The sequence below is a fragment of the Colwellia sp. C1TZA3 genome (genome assembly GCF_007954265.1).
In the GTDB taxonomy this organism is placed as follows: domain Bacteria; phylum Pseudomonadota; class Gammaproteobacteria; order Enterobacterales; family Alteromonadaceae; genus Cognaticolwellia.
Genome location: NZ_VOLS01000067.1, coordinates 1 through 18,409 on the forward strand (window position 1 = coordinate 1; position 18,409 = coordinate 18,409).

General features: G+C 40.3%; 13 protein-coding genes and 1 pseudogene. 11 read left to right on the forward strand and 3 right to left on the reverse strand.

What is annotated here, in order from left to right:
- Nucleotides 1-346: 346 nt before the first annotated feature.
- Nucleotides 347-3,637: an amidohydrolase family protein gene (locus ESZ39_RS15380; protein ID WP_146880804.1), complete on the reverse strand. Its 3,291-nt coding sequence runs from the start codon at nucleotides 3,635-3,637 to the stop codon at nucleotides 347-349.
- Nucleotides 3,638-3,867: 230 nt separating this feature from the next.
- Between ESZ39_RS15380 and ESZ39_RS15385 the strand changes: the two genes are divergently transcribed.
- On the forward strand, nucleotides 3,868-4,161 hold the full coding sequence (locus ESZ39_RS15385) for a hypothetical protein (RefSeq protein ID WP_146880805.1): 294 nt from the start codon (nucleotides 3,868-3,870) through the stop codon (nucleotides 4,159-4,161).
- A 580-nt stretch (nucleotides 4,162-4,741) separates the two neighbouring features.
- Here ESZ39_RS15385 and mpl read toward each other — a convergent pair.
- Entirely contained in the window at nucleotides 4,742-6,109 is a 1,368-nt protein-coding gene (gene mpl, locus ESZ39_RS15390) for a UDP-N-acetylmuramate:L-alanyl-gamma-D-glutamyl-meso-diaminopimelate ligase (protein ID WP_146880806.1), read from the reverse strand.
- A 217-nt stretch (nucleotides 6,110-6,326) separates the two neighbouring features.
- Here mpl and ESZ39_RS15395 point away from each other — a divergent pair, with 217 nt between their 5' ends.
- From ESZ39_RS15395 to ESZ39_RS15440, 10 genes are all read left to right on the forward strand, one after another.
- The gene (locus tag ESZ39_RS15395; RefSeq protein WP_146880807.1) at nucleotides 6,327-7,529 is read left to right on the forward strand and encodes a YcbX family protein; all 1,203 of its coding nucleotides are present in this window, start codon (nucleotides 6,327-6,329) and stop codon (nucleotides 7,527-7,529) included.
- 14 nt (nucleotides 7,530-7,543) lie between these two features.
- Nucleotides 7,544-8,293: a 5-oxoprolinase subunit PxpA gene (locus ESZ39_RS15400; RefSeq protein ID WP_146880808.1), complete on the forward strand. Its 750-nt coding sequence runs from the start codon at nucleotides 7,544-7,546 to the stop codon at nucleotides 8,291-8,293.
- Nucleotides 8,290-9,090, forward strand: coding sequence for a 5-oxoprolinase subunit B family protein (locus ESZ39_RS15405; RefSeq protein ID WP_146880809.1), 801 nt, complete (start codon nucleotides 8,290-8,292; stop codon nucleotides 9,088-9,090). The genes ESZ39_RS15400 and ESZ39_RS15405 overlap by 4 nt, the downstream gene beginning before the upstream one ends.
- A complete protein-coding gene (locus ESZ39_RS15410; RefSeq protein WP_146880810.1) occupies nucleotides 9,087-10,199 on the forward strand; it encodes a biotin-dependent carboxyltransferase family protein in 1,113 nt (370 codons plus the stop codon). The genes ESZ39_RS15405 and ESZ39_RS15410 overlap by 4 nt, the downstream gene beginning before the upstream one ends.
- 157 nt (nucleotides 10,200-10,356) lie before the next feature.
- Nucleotides 10,357-10,965: an anthranilate synthase component II gene (locus ESZ39_RS15415; RefSeq protein WP_146880811.1), complete on the forward strand. Its 609-nt coding sequence runs from the start codon at nucleotides 10,357-10,359 to the stop codon at nucleotides 10,963-10,965.
- A 126-nt stretch (nucleotides 10,966-11,091) separates the two neighbouring features.
- A complete protein-coding gene (locus ESZ39_RS15420) occupies nucleotides 11,092-12,237 on the forward strand; it encodes an HDOD domain-containing protein (RefSeq protein WP_146880812.1) in 1,146 nt (381 codons plus the stop codon).
- A gap of 484 nt (nucleotides 12,238-12,721) precedes the next feature.
- Nucleotides 12,722-13,936: an aspartate aminotransferase family protein gene (locus ESZ39_RS15425; RefSeq protein ID WP_146880813.1), complete on the forward strand. Its 1,215-nt coding sequence runs from the start codon at nucleotides 12,722-12,724 to the stop codon at nucleotides 13,934-13,936.
- Between the two features lie 71 nt (nucleotides 13,937-14,007).
- Entirely contained in the window at nucleotides 14,008-15,024 is a 1,017-nt protein-coding gene (gene astA / locus ESZ39_RS15430; RefSeq protein WP_146880814.1) for an arginine N-succinyltransferase, read from the forward strand.
- Nucleotides 15,025-15,073: 49 nt separating this feature from the next.
- A complete protein-coding gene (gene astD / locus ESZ39_RS15435) occupies nucleotides 15,074-16,546 on the forward strand; it encodes a succinylglutamate-semialdehyde dehydrogenase (RefSeq protein WP_146880815.1) in 1,473 nt (490 codons plus the stop codon).
- Between the two features lie 271 nt (nucleotides 16,547-16,817).
- Nucleotides 16,818-17,615, forward strand: coding sequence for a DUF1338 domain-containing protein (locus tag ESZ39_RS15440; RefSeq protein WP_146880816.1), 798 nt, complete (start codon nucleotides 16,818-16,820; stop codon nucleotides 17,613-17,615).
- 123 nt (nucleotides 17,616-17,738) lie between these two features.
- Here the strand turns inward: ESZ39_RS15440 and ESZ39_RS18340 are convergent.
- Nucleotides 17,739-17,872: pseudogene (locus ESZ39_RS18340) on the reverse strand (IS256 family transposase); the annotation flags it as partial.
- Nucleotides 17,873-18,409 lie beyond the last annotated feature (537 nt).

Sequence of the window (18,409 nt, forward strand, 5' to 3'; positions counted from 1 at the left end):
TAGTTAAAATAGCTCAAGGCTGTGTTGCTCTCAATCCCAATAGCCAGCTATTGCTCAATCGAGCGCCTTACCTTGAGTTATTTTTCCTGCGCACAACAAGATCACAAACTTAATGGAACTGGTATAATCATTTAAATAAGGCTTTAGCTATATGCCATGCTTTTATCTGAGGTAAATAATGTTTGAAAATGGTTATTGTTGATGAGTGTAATATAGGCGCAATTACCAAGATGTACTAATACCAGGTTGATACCTTGAAGACAGGATTTTTGAGAGAGGCCTAAACATAAAAAGCCCAGAAATTTCTGGGCTTTATCAACAGTACTAATAAAATAAAACTAAAAGACTATTTTTCGAAATAGAATTTATCACGCTTATTATCGTAATTTCCTACTTCATTCATGGTGTCAGCATTATACAAACGGCCATTAATCATGGTGTAAATAACTTTATCAGATAAACGGATGTCTTTACTTACGTCACCATCAATGACTAAAATATCAGCAAGTTTACCCACCTTCAGTGAACCTAACTGGCTATCTAAACCTAAGGTCTGTGCCGGTGCAATCGTTGCGGTGCGAATAGCATTCAATGGCGACATACCCCCTTGTGCCATCATCCACATTTCCCAGTGCATGGCTAAACCTTCACGTTGACCATGACCACCCGCGTTAACCACAACACCTAAGTCTTGTAGCTCTTTTGCTACTTTAGCAACATTAATATGGTTGTAATGATGAAGCGGCGCTTTGGTACGGCGCATCGAACGCGGGTCTAAAAACTCGCTAGGTACATACTGGCTCAAACGTGGATGCTGCCATACGTCTGTGGTGTCATACCAATAATGCTCACCTGAAATACCACCGTAAGCCACACCCATCGTTGGTGTGTAGGCCATTTCAGATTGTGACCATAATTGCTTGATGTCATCATAAATCTTCGCAGTCGAGATTGAATGCTCTAACGTGGTATGGCCATCAATAATCATAGATAAATTATGTTGTAGCAGTGAACCCCCTTCTGGTACCACTAATATTTCTGCTTCACGCGCGGCTTGGATCATTTGTTGGCGTTGATTACGACGCGGTTGGTTGTAGCTTTTAACACTAAACACACCAGCTTTTTTCAGACGTTCAATATGAAATTTAGCATCGGCTAAGCTATCAACATGCGAGGTATAACCGGCAACCGTGGCTCCGTATAAAATACTACCGGTAGAGAATAAACGTGGGCCAACAATATCACCGGCCTTTTGCATTTCACTCGCCGCAAAAAACTCAGTGGTGTCGTTTGATGGATCGTGAATCGTGGTGACACCTAACGCTAAGCCAGCATAGTTTTTCCAGTTTTGCTGGGGAATAATTTCATTGCTGCCTTGGGGCCCATGTGCATGCGCATCAATCAGGCCTGGCATAATTGACTTACCCGTGACATCAATAATCTTAGCATTTGACGGAATATTGACTTGGCCGTTTTTACCCACCGCAATAATCTTATTACCTTCAACAACCACTACGCCGTTTTCAATTATTTGCTCACCTTCCATGGTAATAACTTTACCACCCACGAAAGCGACACGACCTGAAGGTTTATCCGCTTTTTCTTTAAAACCTAAATAGGTGGTCAGCGGCGCTGGAGTTAACGACTCTGTTGCCTGTTCTTCACTACTATTAGCTTCGGTTTTAGCCATAGCCTTTTCATCGTTTATCTCAAATAAGCCACCAACACTGGCTTGATATAAATCTGGCCCTAAGCTCCAATAAAGCTCATTAGATTCACCATTCCAATTGATGCCTTCACCAGCACGTAACGACAGTTTTTTCACTGGCAAGTTTTTCGCTTTCGGACCAATGTCAATTACTTGGCCACGCTCAACAAAGGGGGTGACAAAGACCTTGAAGCGCTCAGCAAAAGCTAAATATTTACCATCAGGTGAGACCTTATATTCGGTAGCAAACTTACCCTGATAAAGCGCTTGTTCTTTGTTAGCGTTTGATGAATTATCTAAACTAACTTTTACTAGTTGGGGTTTTTCACCGTTGCGTAAAACATAAATGCGATCATTTTTAGCGCCAAAATGCGGTAGTAAACCTGATTCTGTCACTAGTTTTGGCGTACCGCCTTTGGCACTTACCGTATAAACTCCTGGGTTTAGGCCCCAAGTTGGATCAGTAATATAACCGCCGGCCACTTTACGAAATACCACGGTTTTGCCATCAGGAGAGAAACTTGGTTCTATGTATTTTCCTGGCTCTTGAGTTAACGCGCTGCTGCTACCGCCACGTGATGATACTGAGCGAATTTCACCCAGCTTTTTATCATCCCAAGTACTATAAACAACCGTTCGGCCATCACGAGAGAAACTAGGGTTCAATTCAAAGTGCGATGTTTGTTTTGTTAAACGCTTGGCTTTACCTTTAACTTTGCCATCAGCAATGGTCCGCACATAAATATGGCCCATTGATTCGTATACCACTTTGCGGCCATTAGGTGATATTTCAACATCACGCAACATTTTCACGTCAAAATTGTCTTGATCAATATCTTGTTGAAAACGTAACGCTGTTTGAATTTTTTTCTCGGTTTTTACATGAAAAGGAATGATCGTAGTGGTGTTATTTTCAAGATCAAGTTTGTTAATTTGACCACCTGACCAAAACACCATGCCGGTGCTATTAGGTAGCCACGCCATATTAGGATAGACACCGTGAATCGCCCAGGTTTCTTGCATGTCACGATCTAAATTTTCAAAAATCAGCTTTTCTTCGCCGCTTTTTAAGTCATACAAGTATAAATTAGATTGAAAGTCGTCTCGGCTGATATAAGCTAAATATTGACCATCGGGTGACGGCACTGGGCGTATTGCGCCGCCTTTACCAGCAATAACTACTTTAATTTCACCGCTTTCAAGTGCTAAGCGTTTAATCTTATAAATGCCCTTCTCAGAATCTTTACTGTAATGAAAAGTTTTACCCGGTGTCGCGTCTTGCGAGAAGTAAACGTATTTGCCGTCAGCTGAAAATGCCGGTTCACCTAAATCTTTTTGCTCATTAGGTCGCTTAGTTAACATCACACCGTTGCCACCCGTTTTGTGATACATCCATACTTCGCCAGCACCCAGAGAACGAGAGCCAGTAAAGTGTTTACGGCCAACAATATAGTTACCATCAGGCGACCATGCGGGGCTATTTAATAAACGAAAAGTTTCACTGCTGATCGCTTTGCCAGCACTGCCATCTGCTTTCATGACCCATAAATTATCGCCACCGTCTTCATCAGAGGTAAAAGCGATGTGCTTTCCGTCCGGACTAAAACGTGGCTGCATTTGCCAAGCAATATCAGTCATCAATGCACTTGCTTCACCGCCTTCAATCGGTAAAGTATAAATATCACCCAATAAATCAAATACCAGGGTTTGACCATCTGGACTAATATCGACATTCATCCAAGTACCTTGGCGAACATCAATTTTTGCACTAGTAAATTCGCCTTGGGGGCTATTAACCGACCACTTTTCAGCTTTGGTTTTTTCGGGCATTTTAGCCGCGTTATCGTCGGCAAACACCTGTTGACCAGCGCCTAATACCAAAGTAACACTGAGTGCTAGTGAAGAAATTCGAGTAGTAAATTTAGACATTAAATTCAACCTAATTATTGTTATCTACTTACTAGAACACATCAGCATTGAAAATTTAAGTCGAATGCGATAAATAGTCGCTATTTACCGTTCAACACCGATTATCAGCAAATGTTAAATGTAAATATTTTTCATAGTTAATGTGCATAAAAAATAGACAGCTTTTTTATTTTTCAGTATGATATCTAAGCAAATAAGCAAGATAACAAAAAAAACAAGGACTGATTTTTATGGAAAGATTAACACAAGCACAGGCGAGCTTAATTACCACTTATTCACTTTACAATGTTGCCAGTGAACAAAAGCTCCCCCCCATTGATGCTAATAATACTGATACCCTAAAAGCGCTATTAGACGTTATTCAAAAACGTGAAGCGATGGCTTACGTACAAAAAATAAAAAAGAGCATTCCTACTGAAGTTACTGAACTTAAAAGATTACTTGCTGATGTAATGCTACTGCTTGATGGTGTCGATATTAAAGCCCTAAAAGCAAAGAGCAAAGTCGCAGCAAATGCTAATTAATTTTTTGTCTTAAATTAGTACCTTTATATTAAAAGCACTAATGCAGGTTTATTATACCAGTTCCATTAAGTTTGTGATCTTGTTGTGCGCAGGAAAAATAATTCAAGGTAAGGCGCTCGATTGAGCAATAGCTGGCTATTGGGATTGAGAGCAACACAGCCTTGAGCTATTTTAACTAGTACAAGTGAGCAATAACTTAATGGGATTGGTATTATACCAATTTGATTAATTAAGTGCTCTACTTTTTCATGAGGAAAAATGAAGAAATACAAGGCATAAAATTTAGTAAGTAGTTATTCACCTTATAAATTTTATAACGCTGTAGTTTTTTATTTTAACCATTAAAAATGAGCAGGTAATTAATCAACTTGGTATTAGTCCCTACTGGGATTAATAAACCTGCATTAGTGATATCAAGATAAATATTAATCAGTCAATTAGTACCTTTATGACTAACTAAAGTAATACCAATCTCACTAATTATTGGCTCGTTTTTCCTGCGTATAAAGTAGACCACCTAATTAATGAAATTGTTATAGATAGCTTATACATAATTTTTTTTGCGCTATTTAAATGGCGATTATAACTCGGCCAGTGCTGACAATAGTTTCTCATGAATGCCACCAAAATCACCATTACTCATCACTACCAGCGTATCACCTGCTTGTGTCTTCGCTACAATGTCAGCCACCATTGGCGCAATATCTTGACCAACAAAACATGGCTGAGTGCAGTCGGCAATTAATGCCTCTACAGACCACTTAACTTGTTCACCTTGATAGACAAACACCATGTCTGCATCCGATAACGATTTTGCCAAGGTATCTTTATGTACACCTGATTTCATGGTGTTTGAACGTGGCTCTAATATCGCTATCACTCGCCGGTTGCCAACATTTGCTCGCACACCGGCTAATGTTTTAACAATAGCGGTTGGGTGATGGGCAAAGTCGTCAAACACTCTGACTTGATTGACTTCACCTTTAAGTTCTAATCGGCGCTTAGTATTTATAAAACTCGCTAACGCTTCGATAGCGACTGCGCTTGGCACACCGGCATGACGAGCCGCGGCAATCGCCATTAAACCGTTGTCGATATTAAAGTCGCCTATTAATGCCCAATTCACTCGCCCTTGTATTACACCTTCAAAGCTAACGATAAACTCACTGCCATCAGCAAGACATTTCTCTGCATACCAACCCAATAGGTTATCTGCTTTAGCGACACTATATTCAGTAGGTGTCCAACAGCCCATGGCTAATGTTTCTGTCGTGGCAAGATCATTTTTTGGTGACAAAATAAGACCATTGCTCGGCACCATACGAATAAGATGATGAAATTGCCGTTGAATATCGCTGATATCATGAAAAATATCCGCATGATCAAATTCCATATTATTGATCACTAAAGTATTTGGGCGATAATGGACAAATTTAGAACGTTTATCAAAAAACGCCGTATCGTATTCATCCGCTTCAATCACAAAAAATGGCGCATTACCCAAACGGGCAGAACAATCAAAATTTTGTGGCACACCACCAATCAAAAAGCCTGGCGCCATACCGGCGTATTGCAGTATCCAGGTTAGCATAGAACTGGTAGTGGTTTTGCCGTGCGTACCCGAAACAGCTAACACCCAACGATCTTTTAAAACATGCTCTAATAACCACTGCGGACCTGAGGTGTAAGAGATTTTTCTATCGAGGATATACTCCACCATGGCATTGCCACGTGTCATGGCATTGCCAACAATCACTAAATCAGGCTCATCAGCTAAGTGTTCAATTAAGTAGCCTGATTTTAATTCAATACCCAGTTGTTCTAGCTGAGTGCTCATGGGTGGGTAAACATTGGCGTCACAGCCAGAAACTCGAAAGCCCATTTGCTTGGCAATAGCGGCAATACCGCCCATAAACGTGCCACAAATGCCTAATATATGAAGATGCATAAAAACCTATTTAGATAACCCTGACGCGCGTATGCTAGTTCGAGCTAAAATTTAAATCACAATGGAGGCAATATACCTTAATCCGCCAAAAATACATATTGCAAAGTTGATGCATTTTCCCCACTATCAAAACGATTAACCCTAACGGCAATAATTATTTATTCACTTCAGATAATTAAGCCGCTGGCATCACCATTAGTTACCTTTGAGAGTGTTCATGAGTCAGGCTATTCTACAAAATATCTATGTTTATCCAATAAAGTCTAGCGCCGGCATTGAGCTGTCTAATAGCTGGGTTGAAGAACTTGGCTTAGCCTTTGATCGTCGCTTTGTGGTTGCGAGCCCTGATGGACAGTTTATCACTGCGCGTACGCAGCCAACTTTATGCTTAATTCAAGCGAATTTAACCGCCACAGGCCTGATCATTGTCGCGCCCAACATGCCAGCCTTAGTAATTGAATATCATAATCTTTGCCAAGGTTATGTTGCTGTCAACGTGTGGAATGACACCATTGACGCTCAACAGTGTCGAGAAAACATTAATCAATGGTTTAGTCACTATCTTCAAAAGCCTTGCCAGCTACTGTTTTTTGGTGCAGATTCTCAACGTTTTGTTAAAAACAAAACTAGCCAAGTTGGCTTTGCTGACGCCTACCCGTTATTACTTCTTTCACAAGCATCACTTGATAGCTTAAATAAGCAATATAAAACTGACACCCACACCATTTCCATGACACAATTTCGCCCTAATATTGTCGTGAATAACTGTGAAACTTTTGCAGAAGATACTTGGCAACACATTCGCATTGGTGAAGTGGAGTTTGAAATAACGACACCTTGCACGCGCTGTATTTTTACCACTATTAACCCTAGCACTGGTGAAAAAAATCGCCAGCAAGAGCCTTTAAATACGCTAAAAAGTTATCGCCAATTAGCTAATGGTGACATTTTATTTGGCCAAAACTTAGTCGCACTTAATCAAGGCCAAATTAAGCGTGGCGATACCATTGAAGTATTAAAGCGCCAAGCAGCACCCGTATTTACCGTTAGCAGTAAGTTTGCTATCAAGGCGACAAACACCAACACCCAAGTAAAAAAGGATTCAACATTGACCGTTAAAAAAAGCAAACCCGTACTAACCTTTACCAGCTTTAATAAAACCATTACCGGTAATAACAACCAAACACTACTTGAACAAGGCGAAGACGCCGGCTTAATGCTGCCTTCTTCATGCCGCGGTGGTATGTGTGGCAGTTGCAAAGTAAAATTAGAACAGGGTGAAGTAGAACAACTTTGCCAAGATGGTTTGTCCGACGACGAGCAGCAACAAGGCTATATATTAAGCTGCAGTTGTACGCCGCTTACCGATGTAGTTGTTAGCCACCCCGAACGTAAACGACGTCACATCAATGATGATTAAATAGAGCATAAGCCATGAAGCTGAACTGTGATTTAGGTGAGTTTAAAAATAATAACGACAGCGCTATTATGCCATTGATTGATATGGCAAATATTGCTTGTGGCTTTCATGGTTCAGATCCCCTAACCATTAAAAAAACCATTAAACTTGCCCAGCAACATCAAGTGATTATCGGGGCACACCCAAGTTACCCTGATGTAGAAAATTTTGGTCGTCAATCTATGCACTTATCGCAAGATGAATTAATCGCCAACGTGCAATATCAAATCGGCGCATTGCAGGCACTGTGTGTGGTTGAACATGCTCAGCTTGACTACGTAAAGCCCCATGGTGCTTTATACAACGATATGATGACCAACTTAAGCCTATTTGATGATGTCTGTTTGGCTATTTCACAACTAAACCAAAGTAACAACAAGCCACTATCATTGATGATACAAGCATTAACCGAGGGCGACAAATTTCAGCAGATAGCGAAAAAACATCATCTTTCGCTCTATTTTGAAGCCTTTGCTGACCGAGCCTATTTGGATAACGGTTTTTTAGTGCCACGTAGCACAACGGGTGCGGTATTAACTAACAATATTGATGTCGTCAGTCGTTGCCAAGATATGCTTAATCAACAACCCTTACTCAGCATTAACCAACAAGCGTTGCAATTTCATATTGATACCCTATGTGTTCATGGCGACACGCCAAACGCCTTAGCCATGATTAAAGCCTTGCGCCAAACCATTAATCAGCAAAGGTCAGCGTTAATATGATAAATAATTATCAAGACAGTACTAAAAGCAAGGCTAAAAACAACGCTGAATATTGTGCGAACTTTACCATTGACCTAGTCACAGAAAACGCCTTACTGCTGAGCTGGCAAGCCAAAATATCGCTGACACAACATAATGAAATTATTGCCTTGCAGTCAATGATTGCCCAGCAATTGGGGGAGTTGATTATAGAAACAGTGGCAAGCTATCATTGTTTAATGGTTTATTATTGCCCTAAGCTTACTTCAACCATGCAAGTAATTGATAAGATTAATAGCATCGCCAAAAACCATAGTGACAAGCCTAACCAAGATAATAGCCAAGACGATAAGCTAAAAAATAAAACGCCCAGTGTTGATTGCATTAAAATACCCGTTTATTACGATACTGAGCAACAGTGGGATTTAGCCGACGTTGCCAAGCGCTGTAACATCTCAATGGATGAGGTTATCAAACAGCACTGTGCTCACACTTACCACGGCTATGCTTTAGGTTTTACCCCCGGGTTTTGTTACTTAGCCAGTTTACCCGACAGCTTACATTTACCTCGTAAGTCTTCACCGCGCATAAAAGTACCTAAAGGCGCAGTTGCTATTGCAGAGCAGCAAAGTGCTATTTATCCCATTGAGAGCCCAGGTGGTTGGCATATCATCGGTCAAACCCCCTTACCTATGTATGATATGTATGCAAGTAAAAATGGCCAGTTCAGTGCCACCATTAAGGTTGGGCAAAATGTGCAGTTTTATGCTATTTCAAAAGCTGAATTTATTACACTACAACAAGGTTTAGTGAAATGAGTCAAAATCACCTTGAAATTATCACCATGAATGGTGGGGCAAGTATTCAAGATCTTGGCCGGCTTAATGCCCAACATCTCGGTTTTAGTGCCAGTGGTGCCGCCGACGAATTTGCTTTTCTTAGCGCTAATCAACTCATGGTTAATAGGCTTAGCACTAATCAACCTAGCGCTAATAAACCCAGTGCTAATAAACCCAGTGCGAATAAACCCAGCACCAAACATCAGCATAGTATTACCAAGATAGATAATAAACCAAACAACTGGGCAGCAATAGAAATAACCTTAGGGCAAATAAGCTTCAAAGCCAGTGCGACTTGTATAATTGCAATAACCGGTGCTGATTGCCAAGCTCAAATCAATAATATCGCGGTTAATAACTGGCAATGCTATCAGCTACAAACTGGCGACATATTAGACTTCACTATGCCAAAGACAGGTTTACATAGTTATCTAGCGGTGTTTGGCGGTTTTACTTGCCAAACAGCACAACAGCCCTGGTTAGGCAGCTTCGCTCAAACCGTTAATGAAATGGCTTTGGGCTTCACTGGTGCAGGGTTGATAGTGGGTAGCAAACTTTATTTTTCAACACAAGATCAGCCTTTACCTCAAGCTATACCAGAGCAAACGAACAAGCCTACAGCGACGCCAGCCCTATTTTATGCGCAGCAAAAACTGACCTTACGTGTTATGCCCAGTACTTTATTTTTACAAATGAGTAAAGTAAAGCAACAACAATTTCTCGCCACTGAATTTGTTATTTCACCTGATAGCAATCGTATGGGTTATCGCCTACAGGTTGAGCCCAAGCAAGCGGCTTCGTCATCGACATCACCAGACAAAAAAATACTGACTGAGCAGTTACGTAGTCGTTGCTTATTATCAATGCCGGTAACTTACGGCATGGTGCAGTTTCCTGACAATGAACAACCCATTGTATTAATGAAGGAGCGACAAACCATGGGCGGCTATCCCGTATTGGGCACCGTAATGCAAACTGACTTATTTCGTTTAAGCCAAATGCGCCCCGGTGAAAAGGTAACCTTCATTTTAATTAATCAGCTACAAGCCCAGCAACAATTAAGCGCGTTTTACCAAAAGTTATGCTAATAATTTTTTAGCGAGGACTCTAAAAGTTGTTAAATATATTCACCTTACTATTAAAAATAAACTAAACGTAGCATAGCGATCACTAAAGGTAGAATGGCGATTAATAAAAGCTTAGAATAACGCCCGCTTTACGACTTAGTCCGATACAGGTGTTGCTTTGCTATTAATGATCGACAATTACGACTCTTTTACTTTTAACCTAGTACATTATTTTCAGGCGCTGGGCCAAGAGGTTAAAGTCTGTAGAAACGATGAAATCAGCTTAGAGGCAATCGCCGCATTAGCGCCACAATATATTGTTATTTCCCCCGGCCCTTGTGACCCTGACGCCGCAGGTTTATCGCTAGCGATAATAGAAAAATTTAAAGGCCATATTGCCATATTAGGCGTATGCCTGGGACATCAATGCATAGCTCAGCACTTTGGCGCTAAAGTGATTAAAGCTAGCAAAGTTATGCACGGTAAAACCAGTATTATTAGTCATAATGAACAAGGTTTATTTAGCACTTTAAAGCAGCCATTAACGGTTACGCGTTATCACTCCTTGATTGTTGATAAACAATCTCTACCTGATGAACTAGAAATAACCGCTTGGATCACTGAAAATGGCCAGCAAGATATTATGGCCTTACAACATAAATACTTGCCCATTGCCAGTGTACAATTTCATCCTGAATCGGTTTTGACTGAACAGGGCCACCAATTATTGCAAAATTTTATTGATCAATATTCAGATCAAATAGATAATAATGTTAAGTGCAATTAAGCTTTTAAAATAAAAGTATAAGCCTCGAAAGATCAATAATCCCTAATGAAATAGCCAAATAGGTCAATATCCTATCTGAGCACAAAACATTATAAACTGATAACAAATACTGATAACGAAGTCCTGATGCGAATATTTGAAAATAATAAATTAGTTTACTCTATCTATAGCCGTGCACTGAGTCTCACAATTAGTAAAGATTTTGCCAACTTAAAAAATGGTAAAATAAATATCACTAAGCATCAAGACAGTGAGCAATTTAACCGTCGACGTGAGTTACTTGCGGTAGAGGAAGAAGCTAACAAAAAAAAAATTATTCAGGCGCACGGCCAAGAACACTTTAAAACACAGGTAAAGACTCAGTTTTTTAAGCGCGTTAATGCCCAAGTTGATAAAGAGTTTAATAATAAAGAAAACCTTTACATGAATGTGTTGAAAATAGAAGATGCCGCACCTTCTATTATGGAGATATTGGCCGTAAAAGCGGCAAGCATCAATCGTATCACGCCACTGGCGAAATCATTACCTTGGTTATGCAGTGAGTTAATCAACCTAGTCAACAAGCCCCAGTATCGTAAACGCTCAGATATACAAGTAACTGAGCCCCATTTAGCGTTAAGTTATGTCGGTTTAGGTAACCTTAAATTGGTCATGCCAGTGTTTATGCTAAAGCATTGGTTACCCGCCTATACAACACCTTACCCCTTAATGAAAAGAAAGCTCTGGAACGATAGTTTATCAGTCGCGCTAGCGGCACAATTATTAGCCAAGGAGCAAGGCTTAGATGAGTTTACCGCCTTTACCGCCGGCATGTTAAGTAACTTAGGCCTATTAGCGGTTACCCGTGGCTTTTTAAATACTTATAGTGAGCTTTACAATAAAGAACTACGCACCGCTTACGATGATAAAGATAAAAAATTACATGATGTTTTAGTAACACTCGACGTAGCACCCGAATTATTGCTCGAACAATTACTCCAACGCAGCAGTAAAGTGGCGGCAGATATGGTCGAACTCATGCGTTTTGATCGCTTGCAAATTACTGAACCATTATTCGATTTGGCCTACGCGGTTGATATCGATCACATGTGCCCAATTGCTAAGTTAGTTACTAAGGCCAGAGCTTATGTCACTTTTAGAAACTTAGCAAAAGAAGACCTTATCAGCACGGATGAAGCAAAAATACTGCTCACAGCGGGTCAATTGACAAAAAATGACATTGCCTTATTAAAGAAAAGCGATATTGACCATATAAAACTAGCCTTTAATTAGCACCTGTTGGCCTTTCAATCTAGTGTTTGTGCAAATTTATCCTACCCTTCAAGTAGCTAGCAACAACTTAGTTACTTGCTGTTACTTTCAAATATATGACGGTAAAGTCACCTTAAAGCTAAATTACACCAATTTATTTTTGATTAATTATGAAACATTGCCCGTAGTTGCAGTTCAACGTAAGTGGCATAAGGCGCTAACCACACCCATTGAATTAATGAATTCCCTCCTTAATGTGAAAAAAAGCAGCAAACATAGTTATGCAATAATAATGAATAAAAACGGCTAAGCCTTTATTTACAAGGGCTTCAGCGCATTTGAACAAGACACTGTCTGTTTTTTCTGTCATAATCCGTGCCTATTTTAATTAGTCTTGCCATTAAATAATGCATACTGGTTAATTCATTTAGTTTTACTCGTGTTGACACCGAAAGCTAATAAACAATGATTGATTACACTATCCTAAATATAAGAGGAATTTACAATGTCTAACCACTTCCCCGTAAATCGTGAGTTATTTGATGATGTTATGGTACCTAACTATGCACCATCTGCTGTTATCCCTGTTCGCGGTCTAGGTTCACGTGTTTGGGATCAGCAAGAGCGTGAATTTATCGACTTTGCTGGCGGCATTGCCGTTAACTGTTTAGGGCATTGTCATCCTGCATTAGTTACCGCGTTAACCGAACAAGCTAATAAAATTTGGCATTTATCCAATGTTATGACCAACGAGCCGGCATTACGTTTAGCTAAAAAGTTAACTGACAGCACCTTTGCTGATAAAGTTTACTTTGCTAACTCAGGTGCAGAAGCTAACGAAGCCGCTTTAAAATTAGCCCGTCGTTTTGCCCTTGAAAACTTTAGTGCAGAAAAGTCGCAAATCATTGCTTTTAAACAAGGTTTCCACGGTCGCACATTCTTTACTGTTACCGTTGGTGGTCAAACAGCCTATTCTGATGGTTTTGGCCCTAAACCTGGCGACATTGCCCATGCTGAGTACAATAACTTAGACAGTTTAAAAGCTATTATGTCTGACAAAACTTGTGCAGTTGTCATGGAGCCATTACAAGGTGAAGGCGGTGTTGTTTCACCGACAGACGAGTTTGCTAAAGGTGTGCGCGAACTTTGTAACCAACATAACGCTTTATTAATTTTTGATGAAGTTCAAACTGGTGTTGGCCGTTTAGGCGAGCTGTATGCCTATATGGGCTTAGGTGTTACACCTGATATTTTAACTACCGCTAAAGCGCTCGGTGGTGGCTTCCCCATTGGTGCTATGATCACAACAAATGATATTGCTCAGCACCTTAAAGTAGGTACGCACGGTAGTACATACGGTGGTAATCCATTAGCCTGTGCTGTCGCCGAAGCAGCATTTGATACCGTTAATACCGTCGAAGTGTTAGACGGTGTTAAAGCGAAAGCAAAACTTTATGTGGCAGGTTTAAATGCTATTAACGCCAGATACCCTATGTTTAGCGAAATTCGTGGTAAAGGCTTATTAATTGGTGCCGTGTTAACTGAAGCATACAAAGGTCGCGCAAAAGAGTTGTTAAATCTGGCACTAGAAGAAGGTGTTATGACACTTATTGCCGGCGCTAACATTATGCGTTTTGCCCCTTCATTAGTTATTCCTGATGAAGATATCGTAGAAGGTTTAGCACGTTTTGAAAAAGCCGTGGCTAGATTAGCTAAATAAGTCATCCATTATTATAGCGTTCAAATGCCTTAAGATATTTAGGTGTTTGAACGTCTCATTGAGAGTTTTCTATGATTATTATACGCCCTATTCAAAACAGTGATTATGATGCACTTCATCGCATTGCTGTTGAGTCAGGACACGGTTTTACATCACTACCGGTCAACGAAGAACTGCTGAAAAAGCGTATTTCTCACGCTGAAGTCTCTTTCGACAGCAAGGTGACCCAGCCAGGCAATGAAGGTTACCTTTTTGTCATGGAAGATACCGAAACAGGTGCTGTTGTTGGCACCAGTGGCATTGAAGCAGCGGTTGGTTTGGATGATGCATTTTATCATTACCATTTAGGTAAGGTTGTGCACAGCTCTCGTGAGCTTAATATATATAATACCGTTGAAACCTTGTCATTGTGCAATGATTACACGGGTGCTTCTGAAATTTGTACTTTGTTTTTGAGCGAAAGTCACCGTAAAGATCGTAACGGCCGTTTCTTATCACGTACGCGTTTTCTTTTTATGGCAGAGCACACTGAACGCTTTGCTGAAACAGTTATCGCAGAAATGCGTGGTGTTTCAGACGAAGATGGCGCATCACCCTTTTGGAAATGGCTAGAAGAACACTTCTTTTCTCTCGATTTCCCTACCGCTGACTATCTTACCGGCATAGGTAAAAAAGTATTTATTGCTGAGTTGATGCCAAAGTACCCAATTTACGTCAACTTGCTAAGCCCAGAAGCACAACGCGTGATCAACAAGGTGCATCCAAAAACTGTACCAGCATTAAGATTGCTTGAAGCTGAAGGCTTTTCACGCCGTGGTTATGTCGATATTTTTGATGGTGGTCCAACGGTTGAAACACAAACAGCCTTAGTGAAAACCGTCTGTCAAAGCCAACGTTGCCAAGTATTAATTGGTGAAATAGCAAACGACAATAACTACATTATTTGCAATGGCAAAGTGGCAGACTTTAGAGCAACACAAGCACCGGTTTTATTACGTGAAACAGCTAATCAAGTCGTGGTATCGCAAGCAGTTGCCGATGCACTAATGGTTAATGAAGGAGATTGGGTTCGCCTGATTTCAAATTAATCATCGAATTAATCCACTCATGAGCGATACACGCACAGAGGAATCAACTATGTCAGACAATATACAACTTATTAATGGTCACTGGACTGCCGGTTTAGGCCATGAAATTTTTTCAAAAAACCCGGCTAAAGATCAAGTAGTTTGGCAGGGAAATACCGCTTCTGTTGCACAGGTTGACGAAGCCGTTATGGCTGCCCGTACCGCGTTTGAGACTTGGTCGAATATGACCATTGAAGCACGTATTGCCATCGCCGTTAAGTTTGCTGAATTACTGACTGAAAATAAAGAAGCGTTTGCCACGACTATTGCACTTGAAACAGGCAAACCACTTTGGGAAACCCGCACAGAAGTAGGCGCTATGGTCGGTAAAATAGCCATTTCAGTACGCGCCAATGAAGAGCGTACCGGCACGGTTGAAAACCCAATGCCAGGTGCAAAAGCTTTTATTCGTCATAAGCCTCATGGTGTTGTCGCCGTTTACGGGCCTTATAACTTCCCAGGTCACTTGCCCAACGGTCATATTGTTCCTGCCCTTATTGCCGGTAATACCGTGGTATTCAAACCAAGCGAATTAACACCGATGGTTGCTGAAGAAACCTTAAAGTTATGGCTAAAAGCAGGCCTTCCTGCTGGCGTGATCAATATGGTTCAAGGTGAAGTTCAAACCGGTAAAGCACTAGCCAATCATCCACAAATTGATGGCTTATTCTTCACCGGTAGCTCAACCACAGGTCACTTTTTACATGAACAATTTGGTGGCCAACCAGGTAAAATTTTAGCGCTAGAAATGGGCGGCAATAATCCATTAGTCGTTAAAGATGTCAGTGATATCGATGCGGTAGTACACGATATTTTGCAATCAGCCTTTATTACTACAGGCCAACGTTGTACTTGTGCTCGTCGCTTATTTATTGAAGCAGGCGAACAAGGCGATGCTATTTTAGCTAAATTGGTTGCTAGTACCACCGCAATTAAAATTGGTTATTTTGACGATGCAGAACAACCTTTTATCGGTTCAATGATTTCTGAACAAGCCGCGTTAGGTTTAGTTGCCGCACAACAACAGTTACTTGACCTTGGCGCAAAACCGCTTGTTATGATGAAGCACCTTGAAGTAGGTACTGGTTTTATCTCACCAGGTATTGTTGATGTTACCGACATCTCAGGCATGCCAGATGATGAGCATTTTGGCCCATTACTGAAAGTATATCGCTACACTGACTTTGATGCCGCAATTAATGAAGCTAACAATACTGCCTTTGGTTTGTCTGCTGGCTTATTGAGTGACAGCGAAGCATTATACAATCACTTCTTCCGCCGTATTCGTGCCGGTATTGTTAACTGGAACAAACCAATTACTGGCGCTAGCAGTGCCGCACCTTTTGGTGGTATTGGCGCCAGTGGTAATCACAGAGCCAGCGCATTTTATGCTGCTGATTACTGTGCCTACCCTGTGGCTTCGGTTGAAGCTGAAAAAGTATCATTACCAGCCACGTTAAGCCCTGGTTTATCAATTAAGTAATCAACAAGATTTTAATGGTAATGAAACTGCACTGTCCATTAAAAAAAGCTGGGGTCCGTCCCAGCTTTTTCAAAACTATCGATCAAATATAGCCGCTTGTTCTGAGTGGCTATTTATTATGCTGTCCTAAATATTATTTACTTAGTTACCTAATTAAACACTGAGTTAAACACTGAGTTAATAACTTGTTTAAATAATAAATAGCCTTACATACCATTCAGCTGACTGACGCTATCGACACTAATTTACTTTATGCATTTAGGATTTTCACATGACACCCGTTAAAAATTTATTTAATAACATTTGGCAAAACTACTTAGAAGTCACACCTTCAGCTGACAAATTACACCAGCTTTTAAGCACCGATAACGATTTAATCAACGACCATGTTGCTTACCGTACCTTTAATATTGCCAAGGTAAATATCACAAAAATATCAAAACATTTGCTGAGCTTAGGTTACACAGAATGTGGTGAATACCACTTTGTGGCAAAAAAATTATACGCAAAACACTTTGAACACTCAGACACCAACTTACCAAAAGTATTTATCAGTGAACTATTAGTAGAAGAGTTTTCGTTGCCCATACAAGCTATTATTAACAAAATGGTTGCTGGCATTGATGAAGCAGATATTAACCTTGAAAGTTTCTTATACTCAGGTACTCATTGGCAAGTCAGCCACCAAGAATATCTAGACTTACTGGCAGAAAGTGAATACGCAGCATGGGTTGCGGCATGGGGTTATCGCGCCAATCATTTCACCGTCAGCATTAACCATTTAGAAAACTATGACTCAATTGAAGCGGTAAACTTAGCAGTTAAAGCCGGTGGTTTTACACTAAATAGCACCGGTGGTGAAATCAAAGGTAATGAAGCCGTTAAGCTAGAGCAGTCTTCAACCATGGCTGATCATGCCTTAGTTGAATTCTCAGACAAAAGTGTTGCTATTCCAAGCTGTTTTTACGAGTTCGCGAAACGCTACCCAATGGAAAACGGTAAAATTTTCACTGGTTTTGTCGCTGCATCTGCCGATAAAATTTTTGAAAGCACCAATACTGCGGCTTAGTGAATGAGCTTGTAACATATTTTTTATAACACCCTATTTTAAATAAAATCTTTTAAACGGTCTTCGAATTAAATCATAAATCGATTCAAGGCCATTTTCTAGCTGCTTATCAGCATAATCCATTTTGGATAACTCTTCAGCCTCAAGATAAACTATTTTTTTCGCTGAATCGTCAGAGGGAGATAGCTTACGTTTCTTAATCGCCTTTCGAATGACACTGTTCAAGATTGTAGCGCATGCGTTGTGTAGATGGCTTTTCGAATTTCTTGTGGCTATTGGAAAATAGTATTTAGGTTTGTCAGATATGCACACTGATAAATTCATATTTATCATCCCAGCGCAAGAAAAAATTATCATGACAAAATTATAGTTATTTTTAATAAACCAGTCGATATACATCAGCGGGTATGGTGTTGTAATAAATATGCGTGCTATTACTTGATAATATAAAGTCTATATTGATGTAAGTACCGATGACCCTGTAATACCAATCCCATTAAGTTATTGCTCACTTGTACTAGTTAAAATAGCTCAAGGCTGTGTTGCTCTCAACCCCAATAGCCAGCTATTGCTCAATCGAGCGCCTTACCTTGAGTTATTTTTCCTGCGCACAACAAGATCACAAACTTAATGGAACTGGTATAACCTATCCACAGGCTTTATAACCTGACCTGGTCAAGTAAATTCAGTCACCCTAGTTAAGCTACTTTTTCTAATTCATTAATTTTCAATTCAAAATCATTAGGGCTTTGATAGCCCAAGTAAGAATGTAGTCGGTTACTGTTGTACCACAT

Excerpts from the sequence above, each read along its gene's own strand:
- astA (WP_146880814.1), top strand. The coding sequence starts at position 14,008 with ATGATTATTATACGCCCTATTCAAAACAGTGATTATGATGCACTTCAT.
- ESZ39_RS15420 (WP_146880812.1), top strand. The coding sequence starts at position 11,092 with ATGCGAATATTTGAAAATAATAAATTAGTTTACTCTATCTATAGCCGT.
- mpl (WP_146880806.1), bottom strand. The coding sequence starts at position 6,109 with ATGCATCTTCATATATTAGGCATTTGTGGCACGTTTATGGGCGGTATT.
- ESZ39_RS15425 (WP_146880813.1), top strand. The coding sequence starts at position 12,722 with ATGTCTAACCACTTCCCCGTAAATCGTGAGTTATTTGATGATGTTATG.
- ESZ39_RS15385 (WP_146880805.1), top strand. The coding sequence starts at position 3,868 with ATGGAAAGATTAACACAAGCACAGGCGAGCTTAATTACCACTTATTCA.
- astD (WP_146880815.1), top strand. The coding sequence starts at position 15,074 with ATGTCAGACAATATACAACTTATTAATGGTCACTGGACTGCCGGTTTA.
- ESZ39_RS15400 (WP_146880808.1), top strand. The coding sequence starts at position 7,544 with ATGAAGCTGAACTGTGATTTAGGTGAGTTTAAAAATAATAACGACAGC.
- ESZ39_RS15405 (WP_146880809.1), top strand. The coding sequence starts at position 8,290 with ATGATAAATAATTATCAAGACAGTACTAAAAGCAAGGCTAAAAACAAC.
- ESZ39_RS15380 (WP_146880804.1), bottom strand. The coding sequence starts at position 3,637 with ATGTCTAAATTTACTACTCGAATTTCTTCACTAGCACTCAGTGTTACT.
- ESZ39_RS15410 (WP_146880810.1), top strand. The coding sequence starts at position 9,087 with ATGAGTCAAAATCACCTTGAAATTATCACCATGAATGGTGGGGCAAGT.
- ESZ39_RS15395 (WP_146880807.1), top strand. The coding sequence starts at position 6,327 with ATGAGTCAGGCTATTCTACAAAATATCTATGTTTATCCAATAAAGTCT.
- ESZ39_RS15440 (WP_146880816.1), top strand. The coding sequence starts at position 16,818 with ATGACACCCGTTAAAAATTTATTTAATAACATTTGGCAAAACTACTTA.